At 41.7% G+C, this 14,846-nt stretch carries 13 protein-coding genes and 2 pseudogenes; 9 read left to right on the top strand and 6 right to left on the bottom strand.

Going from position 1 to position 14,846, the window contains the following annotated elements; all coding sequences use genetic code 11:
• Positions 1–88 precede the first annotated feature (88 nt).
• Positions 89–523 carry an NfeD family protein gene (locus F8S12_RS11165; protein ID WP_196516361.1) on the bottom strand — a complete coding sequence of 145 codons (435 nt, stop codon included), beginning with the start codon at positions 521–523 and terminating at the stop codon, positions 89–91.
• Between the two features lie 234 nt (positions 524–757).
• On the opposite strand from F8S12_RS11165, the gene F8S12_RS11160 reads away from it, so the two are divergent.
• The gene (locus tag F8S12_RS11160; RefSeq protein ID WP_196516360.1) at positions 758–2,719 is read left to right on the top strand and encodes a protein phosphatase 2C domain-containing protein; all 1,962 of its coding nucleotides are present in this window, start codon (positions 758–760) and stop codon (positions 2,717–2,719) included.
• Positions 2,720–2,821: 102 nt separating this feature from the next.
• Here F8S12_RS11160 and ypfJ read toward each other — a convergent pair whose 3' ends face one another.
• Entirely contained in the window at positions 2,822–3,679 is an 858-nt protein-coding gene (gene ypfJ, locus F8S12_RS11155; RefSeq protein WP_196516359.1) for a KPN_02809 family neutral zinc metallopeptidase, read from the bottom strand.
• 786 nt (positions 3,680–4,465) lie between these two features.
• Between ypfJ and F8S12_RS11150 the strand changes: the two genes are divergently transcribed.
• Entirely contained in the window at positions 4,466–4,714 is a 249-nt protein-coding gene (locus F8S12_RS11150) for a hypothetical protein (RefSeq protein ID WP_196516358.1), read from the top strand.
• Positions 4,665–5,018, top strand: a pseudogene (locus F8S12_RS11145) (transposase); the annotation flags it as partial. The gene F8S12_RS11150 and the pseudogene F8S12_RS11145, both read left to right, overlap by 50 nt.
• A 394-nt stretch (positions 5,019–5,412) precedes the next feature.
• Here the strand turns inward: F8S12_RS11145 and F8S12_RS11140 are convergent.
• Positions 5,413–7,260 (bottom strand): RICIN domain-containing protein, encoded by a 1,848-nt coding sequence (locus F8S12_RS11140; protein WP_196516357.1) that lies wholly within the window; start codon positions 7,258–7,260, stop codon positions 5,413–5,415.
• A gap of 83 nt (positions 7,261–7,343) precedes the next feature.
• On the opposite strand from F8S12_RS11140, the gene F8S12_RS11135 reads away from it, so the two are divergent.
• Positions 7,344–7,496 (top strand): hypothetical protein, encoded by a 153-nt coding sequence (locus F8S12_RS11135; RefSeq protein ID WP_196516356.1) that lies wholly within the window; start codon positions 7,344–7,346, stop codon positions 7,494–7,496.
• 442 nt (positions 7,497–7,938) lie between these two features.
• Here F8S12_RS11135 and F8S12_RS11130 read toward each other — a convergent pair whose 3' ends face one another.
• On the bottom strand, positions 7,939–8,217 hold the full coding sequence (locus F8S12_RS11130) for a hypothetical protein (protein ID WP_230967946.1): 279 nt from the start codon (positions 8,215–8,217) through the stop codon (positions 7,939–7,941).
• 307 nt (positions 8,218–8,524) lie between these two features.
• Between F8S12_RS11130 and F8S12_RS11125 the strand changes: the two are divergent.
• From F8S12_RS11125 to F8S12_RS11115, 3 genes and pseudogenes are all read left to right on the top strand, one after another.
• Positions 8,525–9,039: pseudogene (locus F8S12_RS11125) on the top strand (ISAzo13-like element transposase-related protein); the annotation flags it as partial.
• 91 nt (positions 9,040–9,130) lie between these two features.
• Positions 9,131–11,353 carry a glycoside hydrolase family 10 protein gene (locus tag F8S12_RS11120; protein ID WP_196516355.1) on the top strand — a complete coding sequence of 741 codons (2,223 nt, stop codon included), beginning with the start codon at positions 9,131–9,133 and terminating at the stop codon, positions 11,351–11,353.
• A gap of 193 nt (positions 11,354–11,546) precedes the next feature.
• Positions 11,547–12,371, top strand: a complete 825-nt coding sequence (locus F8S12_RS11115) for a zinc-dependent peptidase (RefSeq protein ID WP_196516354.1) — start codon at positions 11,547–11,549, stop codon at positions 12,369–12,371.
• 126 nt (positions 12,372–12,497) lie between these two features.
• On the opposite strand, the gene rpsU is transcribed toward F8S12_RS11115, so the two are convergent.
• Together rpsU and F8S12_RS11105 are read right to left on the bottom strand one after the other, a co-directional pair.
• Positions 12,498–12,686: a 30S ribosomal protein S21 gene (rpsU, locus tag F8S12_RS11110; RefSeq protein WP_196516353.1), complete on the bottom strand. Its 189-nt coding sequence runs from the start codon at positions 12,684–12,686 to the stop codon at positions 12,498–12,500.
• A 156-nt stretch (positions 12,687–12,842) separates the two neighbouring features.
• Positions 12,843–13,115 carry an RNA recognition motif domain-containing protein gene (locus F8S12_RS11105; protein WP_331001384.1) on the bottom strand — a complete coding sequence of 91 codons (273 nt, stop codon included), beginning with the start codon at positions 13,113–13,115 and terminating at the stop codon, positions 12,843–12,845.
• 460 nt (positions 13,116–13,575) lie between these two features.
• Between F8S12_RS11105 and F8S12_RS11100 the strand changes: the two genes are divergently transcribed.
• Together F8S12_RS11100 and F8S12_RS41620 are read left to right on the top strand one after the other, a co-directional pair.
• Complete coding sequence (locus tag F8S12_RS11100; protein ID WP_196516352.1) at positions 13,576–14,547, top strand: hypothetical protein; 972 nt, start codon at positions 13,576–13,578, stop codon at positions 14,545–14,547.
• Positions 14,548–14,688: 141 nt separating this feature from the next.
• On the top strand, positions 14,689–14,811 hold the full coding sequence (locus F8S12_RS41620; protein ID WP_269144803.1) for a hypothetical protein: 123 nt from the start codon (positions 14,689–14,691) through the stop codon (positions 14,809–14,811).
• Positions 14,812–14,846 lie beyond the last annotated feature (35 nt).

The following is a 14,846-nucleotide window of genomic DNA, read 5'->3' as shown; positions in this document are numbered from 1 at the left end:
GATAAGGGGAATGGAGATCAATAACTCTTTATTCCTAACTTTTCACTCCCCACTCCCTACCTACTCCCTACTCCCCACTCCCCATTAACTAAGAATTCAACAAATTTTCTGGTATCACAATCAAGGTTGTACCTTCTCTCCTGACTACATAAACTCTTTGATGGGGCGGTACGGTGAATTTGTCATCGTCACATCTTGCTTGCCAAGAATTTCCTTCATACCGCACCCGCCCTGTTTTCCCAGGCAGAATTTCTGTTAAGGTTTCAGCCATAACTGCATCCCGAATTTTAGATTTGCGTTGTCGCGGTTGCAAAAATCGACGGGAAAGTAAAACTAGTATGGTGGAAAGCAACAGCCAAACCACAATTTGTAACCATACACTTCCCAAACCCACTCCAGACAACAGCGCCACTACAAAAGCGCTAATTCCCATCATGAAGGCGACAAACGCCGATGGTAAAAACAGTTCCGTTAGACACAGAACTGCTCCTGCCAGAAGCCAGATTAAGGTAAAACTTGGCATACTGCCATTCCTAGCCTCTACATTGACGTAAATGCATTTCTACGATTAGATACAGCCAGACGTAAGTTATTTACAGAAAGCAAAACTTGGTATTTCTACCAATAGTTTTGATTAATTTCAGTAACAAGATGTAGCTAGCGGTACACCAATCCAGTCTATTCTAGCCTTCAAGTCATTGCCAGCTAAATGTAATCGAAGTTCATGAGTTGATTGGTTTATTAAATTTATACCTTTATGATTTCTACTCAACTGATAATTTATTGTATAAATCCAGGCTGTAATAGCCCAATTAATCCGATAGGAGATAGTGTTTGCGCCAGTTGCCAAACTCCCTTGGTTCACCGCTATCTCTGGGCTACTGGTTCATTGTCTGCTCAAATCTCACTAGGTACAAAGGTAGCAGACAGATATGAAGTAATTAGTCAACAGATTTGGCTGGATACTCAACCGGGACTGCCACCAGATGTACCCGAAGAATTGCCAAAGGAAGTAATTCCTTATCTACAGTTATGTCAAGAACGGTTGCATTTGCCCCAGGCTTATGGGTTTGCTACTTACCTTGAGGGAGATGCAACTGATATCCTTTTATTAGAAAATGTGCCGATAGATGAGACAGGACATATCTATCCAACTATTGTTGAGGCATGGGAGCAAGCAACGGCGGTACGACAAGTTTATTGGCTGTGGCAAATTCTCCAACTTTGGACACCTTTATCAGAATTGGGACTTAGCCGCAGTTTACTGGTAGTAGACAACTTGAGAGTTCAAGGTTGGTGTGTGCGACTGTTGGAACTCTACCAGACACCAGCAGCCGAGAAGCTGAGTTTACAAAATCTGGGGCAGTGTTGGCAGTTCTGGGTAGCGTCTGCAAAGACATCAGTAGCCAAAGAGTTACAGAACATAGTCCAACAGATGTGTGAAACTGAGGTTGAGTTAGAAGCTATTAATATTCAACTCAATAATTTACTACTAGCATCTGCGGCAGAATTGCCGTTATATCTGAAAGTGGCAGGCTCCACAGATATCGGCCCAGTAATGGTGCAAAATGAAGACGCTTGCTACCCCAATGCTTTTAGTAATTTAGATGAACCTTTACTGCCGCACTTGTCCATTGTTTGCGATGGCATTGGCGGACACGAAGGCGGCGAGGTTGCCAGTCAGTTGGCAGTGCAGTCTATGAAGTTGCAAATTCGGGCTTTATTAGCGGAGGTAACAGAACAGACTGTACTTGTACCACCAGAGTTGTTGCAAGAACAACTAGAAGCAAGCTTGCGGGTAGTGAATAACGTGATTTGTGTCCGCAATAATGAGCAAAAACGCCAAGGCAGAGAACGCATGGCTACAACCTTAGTAATGGCTGTGCAAGTGCCGCAACGAGTTCAGACGACTGCTGGGTGGCAATCAGACAATGCTCATGAACTTTACTTGGCTAATGTTGGCGATAGCCGTGCTTATTGGATTACTTGCAACTATTGTCAATTACTGACAGTGGATGATGATGTCGCAACACGGGAAGTACGTTTTGCCAGAAGTTTGTATCGCCAGGCACTTCTTAGACCAGATGCTACTGCTTTGACTCAAGCATTAGGCACAAGAGATGCAGAATCTTTGCGTCTCCAGGTTCAGCGATTCATTGTGGAAGAAGATGGTATATTGCTACTGTGTTCTGATGGTTTAAGTGAAAATAACTGGGTGGAACAATCTTGGCAAGATTATGCAAAACCTTTGTTAGCTGGTCAACTTACAGTTGAAGATGCTGTCCGTAACTGGATTAATCTGGCAAACATCAAAAATGGCCGTGATAATACGTCGGTTGTTCTCACTTATTGCCGTGTCTCGCCAGAATATTTAGCACCTGTTACTCCTGCGCCGCCGCCAGTAGAGATTATAGAAGTACAACTACAAGAAGAAGAAGAAGAAGAAGAAGAACCAACTTCTTTTACAGAAAGTTCACAAGCGCTGCTAGATTTAGACATTCTAGAGGAAACACCTACGACCGCAGAAATCCCACCAACTCTAATCGAAAAACCAAATTGGGGTAAACGCTGGGTAATGCTGGGGGGAGTGCTAGCGTTGCTTGTAGGGGGTACAAGTCTAGGATTATTTGCGTGGTGGCAAATTAATCCTCAAGGATTTCAGCAGATGTGTCGGCAACTTCCCCAAGGAGTGCAGCCAGTGTGTCTGCCTGAAAAGTAGCAAATAAGGAACAAATTATAGGGCAGACAATAATTGTGACTAAATGTGGTATGGAAATTAGCGATCGCTTTGAGTCTTGGAAGCTAAACTAGCGCTCTCTCTTCACCTATTTGTACTAGCAAATGTATTACATTGCTGAGGATCACCCGTTTGGATACCTTGTTTAAACCAACGAACCCTTTGGGATGAACTACCATGTGTAAAGGATTCTGGCACAGTATACCCTTTAGCTTGTTTTTGCAAACGGTCATCTCCAATACTGCTAGCAGCGTTCAATGCTTCTTCAATATCGCCTGTTTCCAGAATTTGCCGTGAGCGTTGAGCATTATTTGCCCAAACGCCTGCAAAACAGTCTGCTTGTAATTCTAATTGCACAGAAAGCTGATTTGCTTGCGTCTGATTTACTTGCTTCTGCAATGCTTGAACTTGCTCCGAAATCCCAAGTAAATTCTGGACATGATGCCCAATTTCATGAGCAATCACATATGCTTGAGCAAAATCTCCAGGTGCTTGGTATCGAGTCTTCAAATCGCGGTAAAAACTCAAGTCAATATATACCTTTTGATCAGGCGGACAATAAAACGGCCCAACTGCTGAACGTGCAAATCCACAAGCAGACTCCACCGCATCTGAGTAAAGAACTAACTTTGGTTCTACATAAGTTTTTCCCTCTCGTCGAAACAACTCACTCCATGTGTCTTCTGTGTCAGCCAGTACAACAGATACAAAATTCGCCATCTGATCTTGAGTTTGATTTCCTGTTGTTTGAGGTGACTCAGCTATGGGGCGATCGCTTGGTAGAGAATCTTGTTGCCAAAGGACACTGGGATCACCACCCAATAGCAAAACCAGTAGCGATATAAGTGCTGCTCCAATACCTCCACCCACCACAGGAGCGGAAACATTCATCCCACGCCGATCTTCAACATTTGTACTCCGACGACCTATTTGCCAACGCATAATTACTGCTCACCAAACTCATAAAAAAATCGCAAACAAATATTACTCGTTATTGTGCATCGATTTCTTCTGTCTACGGACAAAGCGAAGATAAAAAACAGTCAGCCTTTAGGAAGGTTATCAATAAGTAATCTTACATTTCGTTCTCCTCTGGCTTTTATTCCATCACCCTCAATTGAAGGAGGAAAACCCAAGCGATCGCATAAACTAAACCGCCGCTCACACTGAACTTAGTGGCACCACTAACCTTATAAGTGCGTCAACTATAGGACTCATATTTGATTTTTGAAAAAACTCCGTACAATTCAAAGAGCATTCTTTCCCTTTGCCTCTTGCCTCTTGCCTCTTGCCTGCCTACACAGATAAGTTCAAAAATAAAATCGGATCGCTATATCTTGCAGCTAAATTACTGAATCAGTTTTCCTGATGTAGCAATTTCACGTTTATATGCAATGAAATATAACCAATTAGGGACTTCCAGAGAATAAAATATACAGCCGACAAAAATGATAATCATTTTAAGGGGGAGAAAGCGGTTGTCTACCGCAACCGCTTTCTCCCTCAATAAATATGCAAGATAAATGTCTACACTCAAGAACAACGAATGAGTTATGCACCTGACTTTTCCCGTTATCTCCTTGATTGAGCGATCGCTTACTATACCCCTAGCCCAAAGCCCTATTCTCTCGTAATTTATTGTCACTAATCTTAAGTTATTGAGAATAAAATCTAGTCTGAAACTCTTGCTGCTTCGTTGTTTCATGACTTAACTGGAAAAGTCAGGTTATGCACACCCACAAATTCAATCATCATCGAATTTACTACGAAACGAGTAGTTTAACTTATAAATTATTTTTACTGTCTAATTGGGCTTGGATAGCAGCGATCGCTTCCGCAAGACCCAATCCTCAAGCTTTTCTCCTTTCATTCGCCAAAACAAGGCTACTTGCCGCCGCACCTGTTACGAAGCCGATTGGGGTGACTACTATACACACAAAAATATTGTCAGCGAGGGGAGATGGAAAATCGCTTTAAGGAACAACAATTGGAACTTTTTAGTGATAGAACTAGTACCCACACATTTGCAGGAAATCAGTTACGTTTATGGTTTTCTTCTATAGCTTACGTTTTGATGAATGCATTGCGGTCAAAATGTTTGGCGAAGACAGAATTACAAAACGCCCAAGTCGGAACTATTCGGACTAAATTACTGAAATTAGGCGCACTGATTACTGTAAGCACACGGCGAATTTTAATTGCAATTAGTAGCTCAAGTCCTTCCAAATATATTTGGGCTGCTGCTTACAGATGCTTAAAAATGCTGCCAAATACTGCTTAATATTAGTTTTGCTGCATTTCTACTCATCTCTAATTAATGATGCTTTCAGCTTGGTTTGCTCCAAGTCTACTTTTGAAATGCTTAATTTTATGAACCGAGCATTTCGGTTTCAGTAATAATAAAAATATAGTGCTAATTTTGCCTTTAATATCAAGTTTTATACTTAATTAATTTTCCTACCTAAATTTGAATTGATGGTGTATCAAAAAAATGTCTTACATGACCTCATGTAAGACATTTTTTATTGCTTGTGAGAAATCCGGGTTTAGCGGTTTATGATCTGAAAACATTAATCTGTTAAAGCAACAAACAATCTGTTCACTGACACCAGTAATCTTAAGGGTTAGCGCTTATCAAGCGTGCCATTCTGTCCAACCCTTTGTTAAGAGATTGACTATACAACCTCAAACTTCCATTTGAAGTGATCCACCTTTTGGTTAGTCCATTGTATGACATTGGTTCCATCAGTTTTAAGACCACCATCTATAGCTAAAGCTTTACCACTAGCCTTGTTGATGAGGTAAAAGTAGCCATTACCTGCATCTTCCAACAGCCATTTGAAATGATCTACTTTGTCGTTAGTCCATTGTACGACCTGGGCTCCATCAATGTTACCACCAATCGTAGTTAATGCTTTACTGCTGCTTTTAACTGTAAGATAAAAGTAGCCATTACCTGCATCTTCTAAGAGCCATTTGAAGTGATCTACTTTGTCGTTATTCCATTGTACGGCTTTGCCTCCATCAACAGTACCACCAGTCATAGCTAATGCTTTATCACTATGTTTAGCGATTAGGTAATAGTATTTTCCAAGAGTAGGTAGATTAGATGTTTTGCTTTCATCTGACAAAGTTTCTAGCTTAACAATCAGGTCATCAAAGTCTTGATCTCCGCCACCATAAATATCCTCGAAACCGTATTCATTTGGCGATATGACTTTGACATGAGATTTGCCATCAGGGTTAGCAGCAGTATTGAAGAAGTAAGCTAGAGGTGGCTTAGAACCCTCGTTTTTGGGGTTTTTCTGTAAAAATAGGTCAGGAGTGCCGTTAGCAATCAGGAACACACTATATTTTGGACCACCCGGTAAATCATATTTAAAGGTTTGCCCTTTTTGATATGAACCTTGATCAGCATTTGGCAAAGGAATACGATTTTTAACCACAGTCGCAGCGTAATTAGGATCTCCCGGTTTGACTCCAGCAGTGCTGCCATCATCATTGATCGCAAAGACACCAAAGCTATTGTTATAGCCAATATTGGCAGGAACATTAACTGTGATTTGAACTTTGTAGGTTTTTCCAGCTTCAGTGTTTATTGTTCCATTATCTGAGATGGGTGGTATAGGAGGTGTAATAGTTTCAAGCGGCACAGCCTCAAATTTCCATTTGAAGTGATCCACTTTTTGGTTAGTCCATTGTATGACATTGGTTCCATCAGTTTTAAAACCACCATCTACAGCTAAAGCTTTGCCACTGTGTTTGGCGATGAGGTAAAAATAGCCATCACCTGCATCTTCTAAACGCCATTTTTCGTTATTATCACTGGTTTTTGCCCACTGGATGACATTAGCTCCATCAGTAGTCTCACCACCAAAGACATTTAAAGCTTTGCCACTGTGTTTGGCGATGAGGTAGAAATAGCCATCACCTGCATCTTCTAAGAGCCATTTGTTGTTATCACTGCTTGCTTTTTGCCACTGAAGGACATTAGCTCCATCAGTAGTACTAGAATCTGCGACATTTAAACCTTTATCACTATGTTTAGCGATCAGGTAGTAGTATTTTCCAACAGTAGGCGGTGCAGCAACCTCAAACTTCCATTTGAAGTGATCGACCTTTTCGTTAGTCCATTGTATGACATTGGTTCCATCAGTTTTAAGACCACCATCTACAGCTAAAGCCTTACCACTAGCCTTGTTGATAAGATAAAAGTAGCCATTACCTGCATCTTCCAACAGCCATTTGAAATGATCTACTTTGTCGTTAGTCCATTGTACGACCTGGGCTCCATCAATGTTACCACCAATCGTAGTTAATGCTTTACCGCTACTTTTAACTGTAAGGTAGAAGTAGCCATCACCTGCATCTTCTAACAGCCATTTGAAGTGATCTACTTTGTCGTTATTCCATTGTACGGCTTTGCCTCCATCAACAATACCACCAGTCATAGCTAATGCTTTACCACTATGTTTAGGGATCAGGTAGTAGTATTGTTCAATAGTAGGTAGTGTAGCAACCATGATTCTAACTCTTTAAATTAATGGATTTTGAACATGAGCATGAGTAAGGCTTTTCCATTCGTGTGCAACTTACTACAACGTATTTGCCACAAGACATCAGTTCAGGGCAGGATACTATTGCAACAGCAGATATAATCGCTGGCTTGAAGCTTAAACTCTCGCTTCGTTTAGCTGTTAAGCTAAAAACCAGCACAGAGAACTTACAAGCTGTATCAACACAATTTTTGCAAGCCTAAAATGGATAAGGCTTAACTTGATGACACGAATTTGTCCCAATGCCATTTAATTTGTCACTCTACAGTAAGCTAACGGAATCCCATACTAGTAATAGACCTGCCCGATATACAGATGTGGATAATCATTATGACTTCTGTATTATTTTGCAAGCATCATTCAAGATGCAAGGACAGTTAAGACAGTTAAGTAAACATTTAACTAACCTTCATATAGCCGCTTATTGCTTTATACTAACTTTGTGCTTTGTGATACCTTTCTTATTATAAAAATTTCTATACATAGGTCATAACGGAATGATACACTTTATTGCTCTAAGCTATGCTATATAAGGGCTACAGCTTTTAAAGCTATTGAATAGTGCCGGAATGGATTAGGCAATTGTCTTTGATAGCAGGGTTATGGAGACGAGCGCCCTTAACATTGCCATTTTGGATAATTGCACTACTCATCCCACTTCACCAGCACCCCATCCACAATCGCAACCCCCCACTGCGGAAACTTCGCCAACAATTTCTTGATCACAATCTGCAAAGCCGGATCGTCATTCCAGCATTGTTGGAGAAAGTCAAAACCAGGATTCTCGCCTGAATTCGCCGCTCGATTCAGTTTTTCCCTTCTTACAGGTCGCGCATTTGACCTTGCTACAATCGCCTCATGCGACCATTTCTCAGGATTTGGCACAGGTGCGGCAGAACTTTCACCCTCATTCACCGCTTTCATTTCTCCACCTAAAGCTGAATTTGAACCAACAACATAGCAGAGTGATCCTGTTCTACTTGCCCTGGTGTTTGATTAGCGATCGCTACTTGTCCCCACATCAACACTTCCCACGCTAAATGCTAAATTTTATTTAGCCACCCAGCAGGAGTTTTCTTTTTCTTAGGGACTTCCAGAAAATAAAATATCCAGTTACTAAGAATGATAATCATTGTTAGAAGGGGTGGGATAGGCTGCCAACGGCAGCCTATCCCACCCCAAGTTGTAGTAAATTCAATGATGATTCGATTTTGGGATGTTTAAGGTGTCAATACAACTAACAGATTCATTGAAAAACTTGTTGAAGGAAACTGCCAAGCAATTAAAAGGTGCGGCCAAGCGTAAATTTATCGCACAAACAGTTGGGGTATTAGGACAGGGAGGACAGTCTCTAGCAGAGCGAGAGTTAGGATGGAATCGCGTAACTATTGGTAAGGGAATTAAAGAATTAAATAGTGGCATCACTTGTGTGGATAATTATCAAGGTAGAGGAAGGAAAAAAGCAGAAGAACACCTACCAAATCTTTTAGAAGATATCAAAAAACTAGTCGATTCTCAAAGTCAAATAGACCCAAGTTTTAAAAGTCAAAGACTCTACACCCGCCTGGGCGCATCTGTTGTAAGACATCAATTAATTGAGAAATTTGGTTATGGTGATGAAGAATTGCCAACTTCAGAAACAATTCGTGTCAAACTAAATGATTTAGGATATCGCCTCAAACGGGTCGCCAAAATTCAACCTCAAAAAAAATTCCCGAAACTGACGCAATTTTCGAGCAATTAGCTATAGTTGGGTTGCCGACGGCAACCCCTCTCTCCCCCCTTAAAATGATTATCATTTTTATTGACTGTATATTTTATTCTCTGGAAGTCCCTAATGACAACTCAGTTTTGGGAAAAAAGCATAGAATTTAATGCGACTTTAACTAACTTACTATTTAAGCCTGTGCTGATTCATCAAGGTTGGTGGCTTTTGAGGAAGCGTCTGCTGCCATTATTATGTTTGATATCATTCTTTGCGGTATTGCAACTCAACAGCTTTGCCCCTGCCGTAGCCCAACTACCTCCTCAACCTCGTCAGGAAATTCGGGGTGTGTGGCTAAGTAATAACGATTTTAGCGTTTTCAGAAATCGTTCACAGGTGCTTGCAGCAATGAGCCAACTGCGGCAGTTAAACTTTAATACTGTTTATCCCGTAGTCTGGAATGATGGTTATACACAATACCCTAGCGCCATAACCCAAAAAATGGGCATCCCCTTTTTCTTCAAGGGAATAGATGGACAAGATGTAATTGCAGACATTATCACCCAAGCCCGCAAACAAGGGCTACTAGCAATACCCTGGTTTGAATTTGGTTTCATGGTTCCTCTCACTTCGGAACTGGCATCAAAGCATCCAGATTGGCTAACACAAAAGCAGGATGGAACTCAAACTTCAATTAGTGCTGCGGGTGAAGTAGCGTGGTTGAATCCTTTTCACCCCGAAGTGCAAAAGTTTATCAGCGAACTCGTGATGGAAGTTATCACTCAATACGATGCTGATGGCGTTCAATTTGACGACCACATGAGTTTACCTGTGGATTTTGGTTACGATAAGTACACAATTAGTTTATATACTCAAGAAACTGGGAATCCTCCTCCACCCAATCCCCAAGCCCAAGCATGGATAAAATGGCGGGCAGATAAAATTACTGCATTCATGGTAGACCTCCACCAAACTGTGAAAGCCCGAAAACCGAATGCCATTTTCTCAGTTTCTCCCAATTACTATGATTTTGCCTACAAGCTGCAACTGCAAGACTGGCTGAACTGGGTACGGTTGGGTATTGTCGATGAATTGGTTATGCAGGTGTACCGTAATGATTTAGAAAGTTTTATCGCTCAAATTACCCGCCCAGAAATTTTAGAAACACAACAAATCATTCCAACTGGTATCGGTATTATGGCAGGATTACGAAATCGCCCAGTTGCCATGCCACAAATCCAATCCCAGGTAGAAGCAGCGCAACAACGCGGTTTAGGTATCGGCTTTTTCTACTACGAAAGCCTTTGGAATATCGCGCCTGAACCAGCAGCGCAACGCCAGTCGGCATTTGCGGCTCTTTTTCCCAATCCAGCGTTGCGCGACATCTCTCAAAATACACCCCGCAAGCCAACTTTTAACACCATATCCTTACCTTTATATCCAAAACCTTCCCTCGGTCAACGTGTTCGCGGCTATTTTTTGGAAGTAACGATCGCAGGTGGTCAGCCAAGACGTGTTTTAGTAGATACAGGGTCAGCAGGGCTAAGAGTTCCCAAAGAGTTTTTAGGTAATGCTCCTATTCGCAGAACGGGACAAAATATCAAGGAGGTATTAAGTGATGGTACTATCCTGGAGGGAGAATTAGTTTATACTAACATCCGATTTGGTTTGCTTCCTGCCGCAGAACCCGTTCCGGTACAGATTGTTAATAGTCGCCAATGTACTGCTCAAAAGCCTAATTGTTCAGCAAAGAGTGGTGTACCATTTTCTGGTATTGTCGGTGTCAACTATTTTGAAAAATCACTTCTCTATAATCCGTTGAGAAAATTACCAGGCAATCTGAGTAACGGATTTATCGTGATTGGAAATGGTGGTAGTAACAAAAATGGCAGCCTAGTTCTCGGTTTAACTGCTGATAATCAAGCAGGTTTCAAAATGGCTTCTTGGAGTCAACAACCCGAAATTAATAGTGTACCCGGTAAAATATGGGACTCTCGACTGGGCAAAGTTTGTTTAACCATTGCTGGGAGTTCTGCTAAAAATTCTTGTAATGGCAGAATGATCATTGATACTGCAACCATTAATGGCTTGAATGAATTCAAGTCAGCTTCTACAGCAGGTAAACTTAAACCAGGAGTATTACGCTCTGCAAATGCTGTGAAAGTAGCAATTAATGGCATTTTTGATTACAGTTTGACACCAGGAACTCGTGACGGATTTAATCGCTGGAATTTGAGTATCTCGCCACAGGCGGAACTTCCTATATTTGTAAATCCTGGAATCGCATTTTTTGATAAATACGATGTCCTCTTTGACCAAATTAATGGAAGACAGGGTTTTCGCAGTCGGCGGTAAGAGGAAAGTAAAGGGGAGCAAATCAGACTTTTTGTTTAAGTTGCCAAAATTACTATTTAGGCTTTTCGTTTAATGCGATCGCGGTTGTTGAAAGCTTTGATATATAAGGTTTTAGAGCCAATCACATCGCTGACTTTTTGCTTAATACTCCAAAATCCATGCGGCTTTAAATATGTAAACTGCTTTCAAGTCAATGATTGAAACAATACTTGTCTTTCTTATTATTGGGCTGATGATTACTGGGATTTTAGTCTATCCCGTTTTAATCAAATACCAAAGAAACCGTTTGAAACATCGTGCTTTCCTCCCACTTTTTCATACCATTATTGAGAATAATCTTCCTATTTACCTCTGTCTTTCTCCTGATGAACGAAGACGACTTCAGGGACATATTCAAGTGTTCTTAGCCGAAAAGCAATTTATTGGCTGTAGAGGATTACATGTAACGCAGGAAATGAAACTGACCCTTGCTTCTACTGCGTGTTTACTTCTACTTAATGAACAAGGCAAGTATTTCCCCAGACTTCGCTCAATTCTGATTTATAAGGGCGCTTATATTGTTAAGGAAACGACATCTATGGGAAATTATGTTGTTGAGGAAAGGCGTGTAGCAAGACTGGGTGAGTCGTGGACAACTGACCAAGTAATAGTATCTTGGGAACAGGTGAAACAAGACACTAATAACTGGAAGGATGGACATAACGTTGTACTTCACGAATTTGCCCATCAGTTAGATCAAGAGGATGGTACAGCCGAGGGTGTTCCTGTTTTACAACGAACCTCAGACTATGCTAGTTGGGCAAAAGTCATGACACAAGAATATGAACAACTCTGTCATGATGTTCTACAAGGCGGAAAAACTGTAATGGATAGCTATGGCACGACGAATCCCGCAGAATTTTTTGCCGTAGCGACTGAGACATTCTTTGAAAAGCCACAGCAAATGCTGTCCAAGCATCCTGCACTTTATGAGCAACTGCAACGTTACTATCAGTTAGATCCCGTGCAATGGGTTTAGAAATTAATAAAGAGGATTATCAGCGAAGAGGAAAAGTGGCAGGGGGGAAACCCCATATTATGCTGATTTCGATCAGAAAAGCCCTCATAGATCCTATAAGGGCATTGATTTATACCTAAATTAAACTCAAGTGCGGAAACGTCTTTTACCCTGCCTGTGCTTGGCAACTTCTTTACGCTTGCGTTTTTCTATAGGTGTTTCAAAGTGACGATGCTTCCTCATATCTGGAAAAATCCCCGCTTTGGAAACTTCTCGCTTAAATCGGCGTAAGGCTGACTCAATGTGTTCATTTTCACCCACTATTATTTGGGTCATTATCTCTCCTGCTAATTTGACTTACTTAATGGCTCATAATGATAAGCTGTCTAGCTGACTAAAATGCAAAACAAGACAGACTTTTTGTTTAACCTGAAAACTCACTTGTAAAATTTCCGGTTTCAAAGCTTAGTAGCGGTTACGTCCCCCGCTATCCTATCCTCCCCGGTTGCCACCAAACGAACCTCTGTCTTCCCTGAGCAAAGCTTTGTTAACTTTGAGGTCACGACCCATCCATTTAGCACTATCAAGAGCTTCAATCGCAGTGGCTTTTTCAGCTTCAGTTCCCCTTTCCACAAAGGAGAAACCGCGTAGTTGTCCTGTTTCGCGGTCAGTAGATACCTGAATACGCCTTACAGTGCCGTACTCTGCAAAAACACCCTTGATATCCTCTTCTGTAACTTGGTAAGAGAGGTCACCTACATAAATTTACATCAATTCTCTCCAAAATTATCGTTGTGTAGAGATTTAAAATTCGAGTGAAATGTGTCCATACCACAAGGAAAAGCCTGTGAATACTCAAAACAAACATTGTCACCGAATTAATTCTCTTATTCTAGGATGACATAGAAGCCAACTCTGTGTGTAGAGCCTACAGTATACACACAAGTCTAGAAACCCAGCAAAGGCTCAAGCTAGAATATAACGCTTTTTGATGAATTGCTGGATTTTCTAAATTAGCTTCAGGAGGATTTTCATCAAGTTGGTTAAGAAGACCTACAGACTTCTCAATCTTGCTCCTGTTATAAGCGAGCTGGGATTTTCTTCCCTATCCAGGTGAATTCATGTACCTTTACATCTAACTTTTTTAAGAAAAAGATTACTAAATCTTAACTTGCTCTGAGATCCAAACCAATTATTTTTGGGAAGACTTCAAGGAAGATATGCTATGAAAAGTCTCATTCGCACATTGGCTGTTGGCGTCATCGCAGCAAGTTGCTATGTTGGTCAAGCTTATGCCGATACAATTATAGATCCGCTCGATGAGTCTGTACCGCGCACCCATGCTCATAACGACTATGAACACGAGTACCCGCTCTTTGATGCCCTCCACAACGGCTTCATCAGCGTTGAGGCTGATATCTGGCTCTATGGTACAGAGTTGCGCGTTGCCCACGACCCAGTAGCTGAACCAACGACGCTGCCCACACTTGAGGATTTATACCTAACACCATTGCGAAACCTGGCGACTAAGGTAAACAACGGTGGCATTTACGCCGACGGCACGCCCCTGGTGTTGTTGGTTGACATTAAGAGTGAAGATGTTTCGACCTACCAGCGCTTACACAACTCCTTAGCTAGCTACGTGGTTGATAATCCCGGACTGTTCACGACATATACCAAAAATGCCTTTGGCGGCTATGACATGAAAGAAGGAGCGGTTAATGTCATTATCTCAGGCAATCGACCACGGGATTATATGCTCTCTCAGGATTTGCGCTATGCCACCTATGATGGTCGTGCTGACGATATAGGCAAGGGCATTGCACCTGAATTCATTTCCCTGATCAGTGGCAATTGGAACACGTTCTTTAATGGCGATTTGGCTTGGGACGGTACTGGCACTATCCCTGATGACACCAAATCAGCCCTAGACGAGATTGTCGCTCAGGTGCATGGTGAGAATAAAATCCTGCGCTTCTGGAATCTGCCACAAGATGCGCCTAGCGTTTGGGGGCCGCTCTACGATGCTAATGTTGACCTAATTAATACTGATAATCTCACTGGTTTATCAGAATACATCCAATCGCGTCAAACACAGGCAGTACCAGAGCCATCATTGACTATTACACTCCTTGGTGTGTTGGGCACGTCGGTGCTACTCAAACGTAGATGGCAGTCTAAGTCGCTAAGTCGTTAAGCCGTCCATTAACCCATCAAGAAGTAAAAGCCCTTAGTCAGAAACCGAGGGCTTTGTTACATCGATCATGCTACGACCACCCTATCAAGTCTTTGTACTTTGAAACGGCGTTTCGGTCGGCTTCAGATATAGGAACTTCGCATGAAAGCAGAATTGCCTTACTTTGAAAGAGTCACCATAAAACCATCTGGGTACATGGCATTGATGGAACAAAACCAGCAGTTTGCCGAAGCAGTCAGCACGTTTTGTACTGGCTGCTTATAGCTGGGGTCACCTGTCTAGGATTCGAGCGAACGAAT

This window comes from Nostoc sp. WHI (assembly GCF_015714725.1).
GTDB lineage: Bacteria > Cyanobacteriota > Cyanobacteriia > Cyanobacteriales > Nostocaceae > Nostoc.
This window is presented reverse-complemented; position numbering and strand designations above follow the sequence as displayed.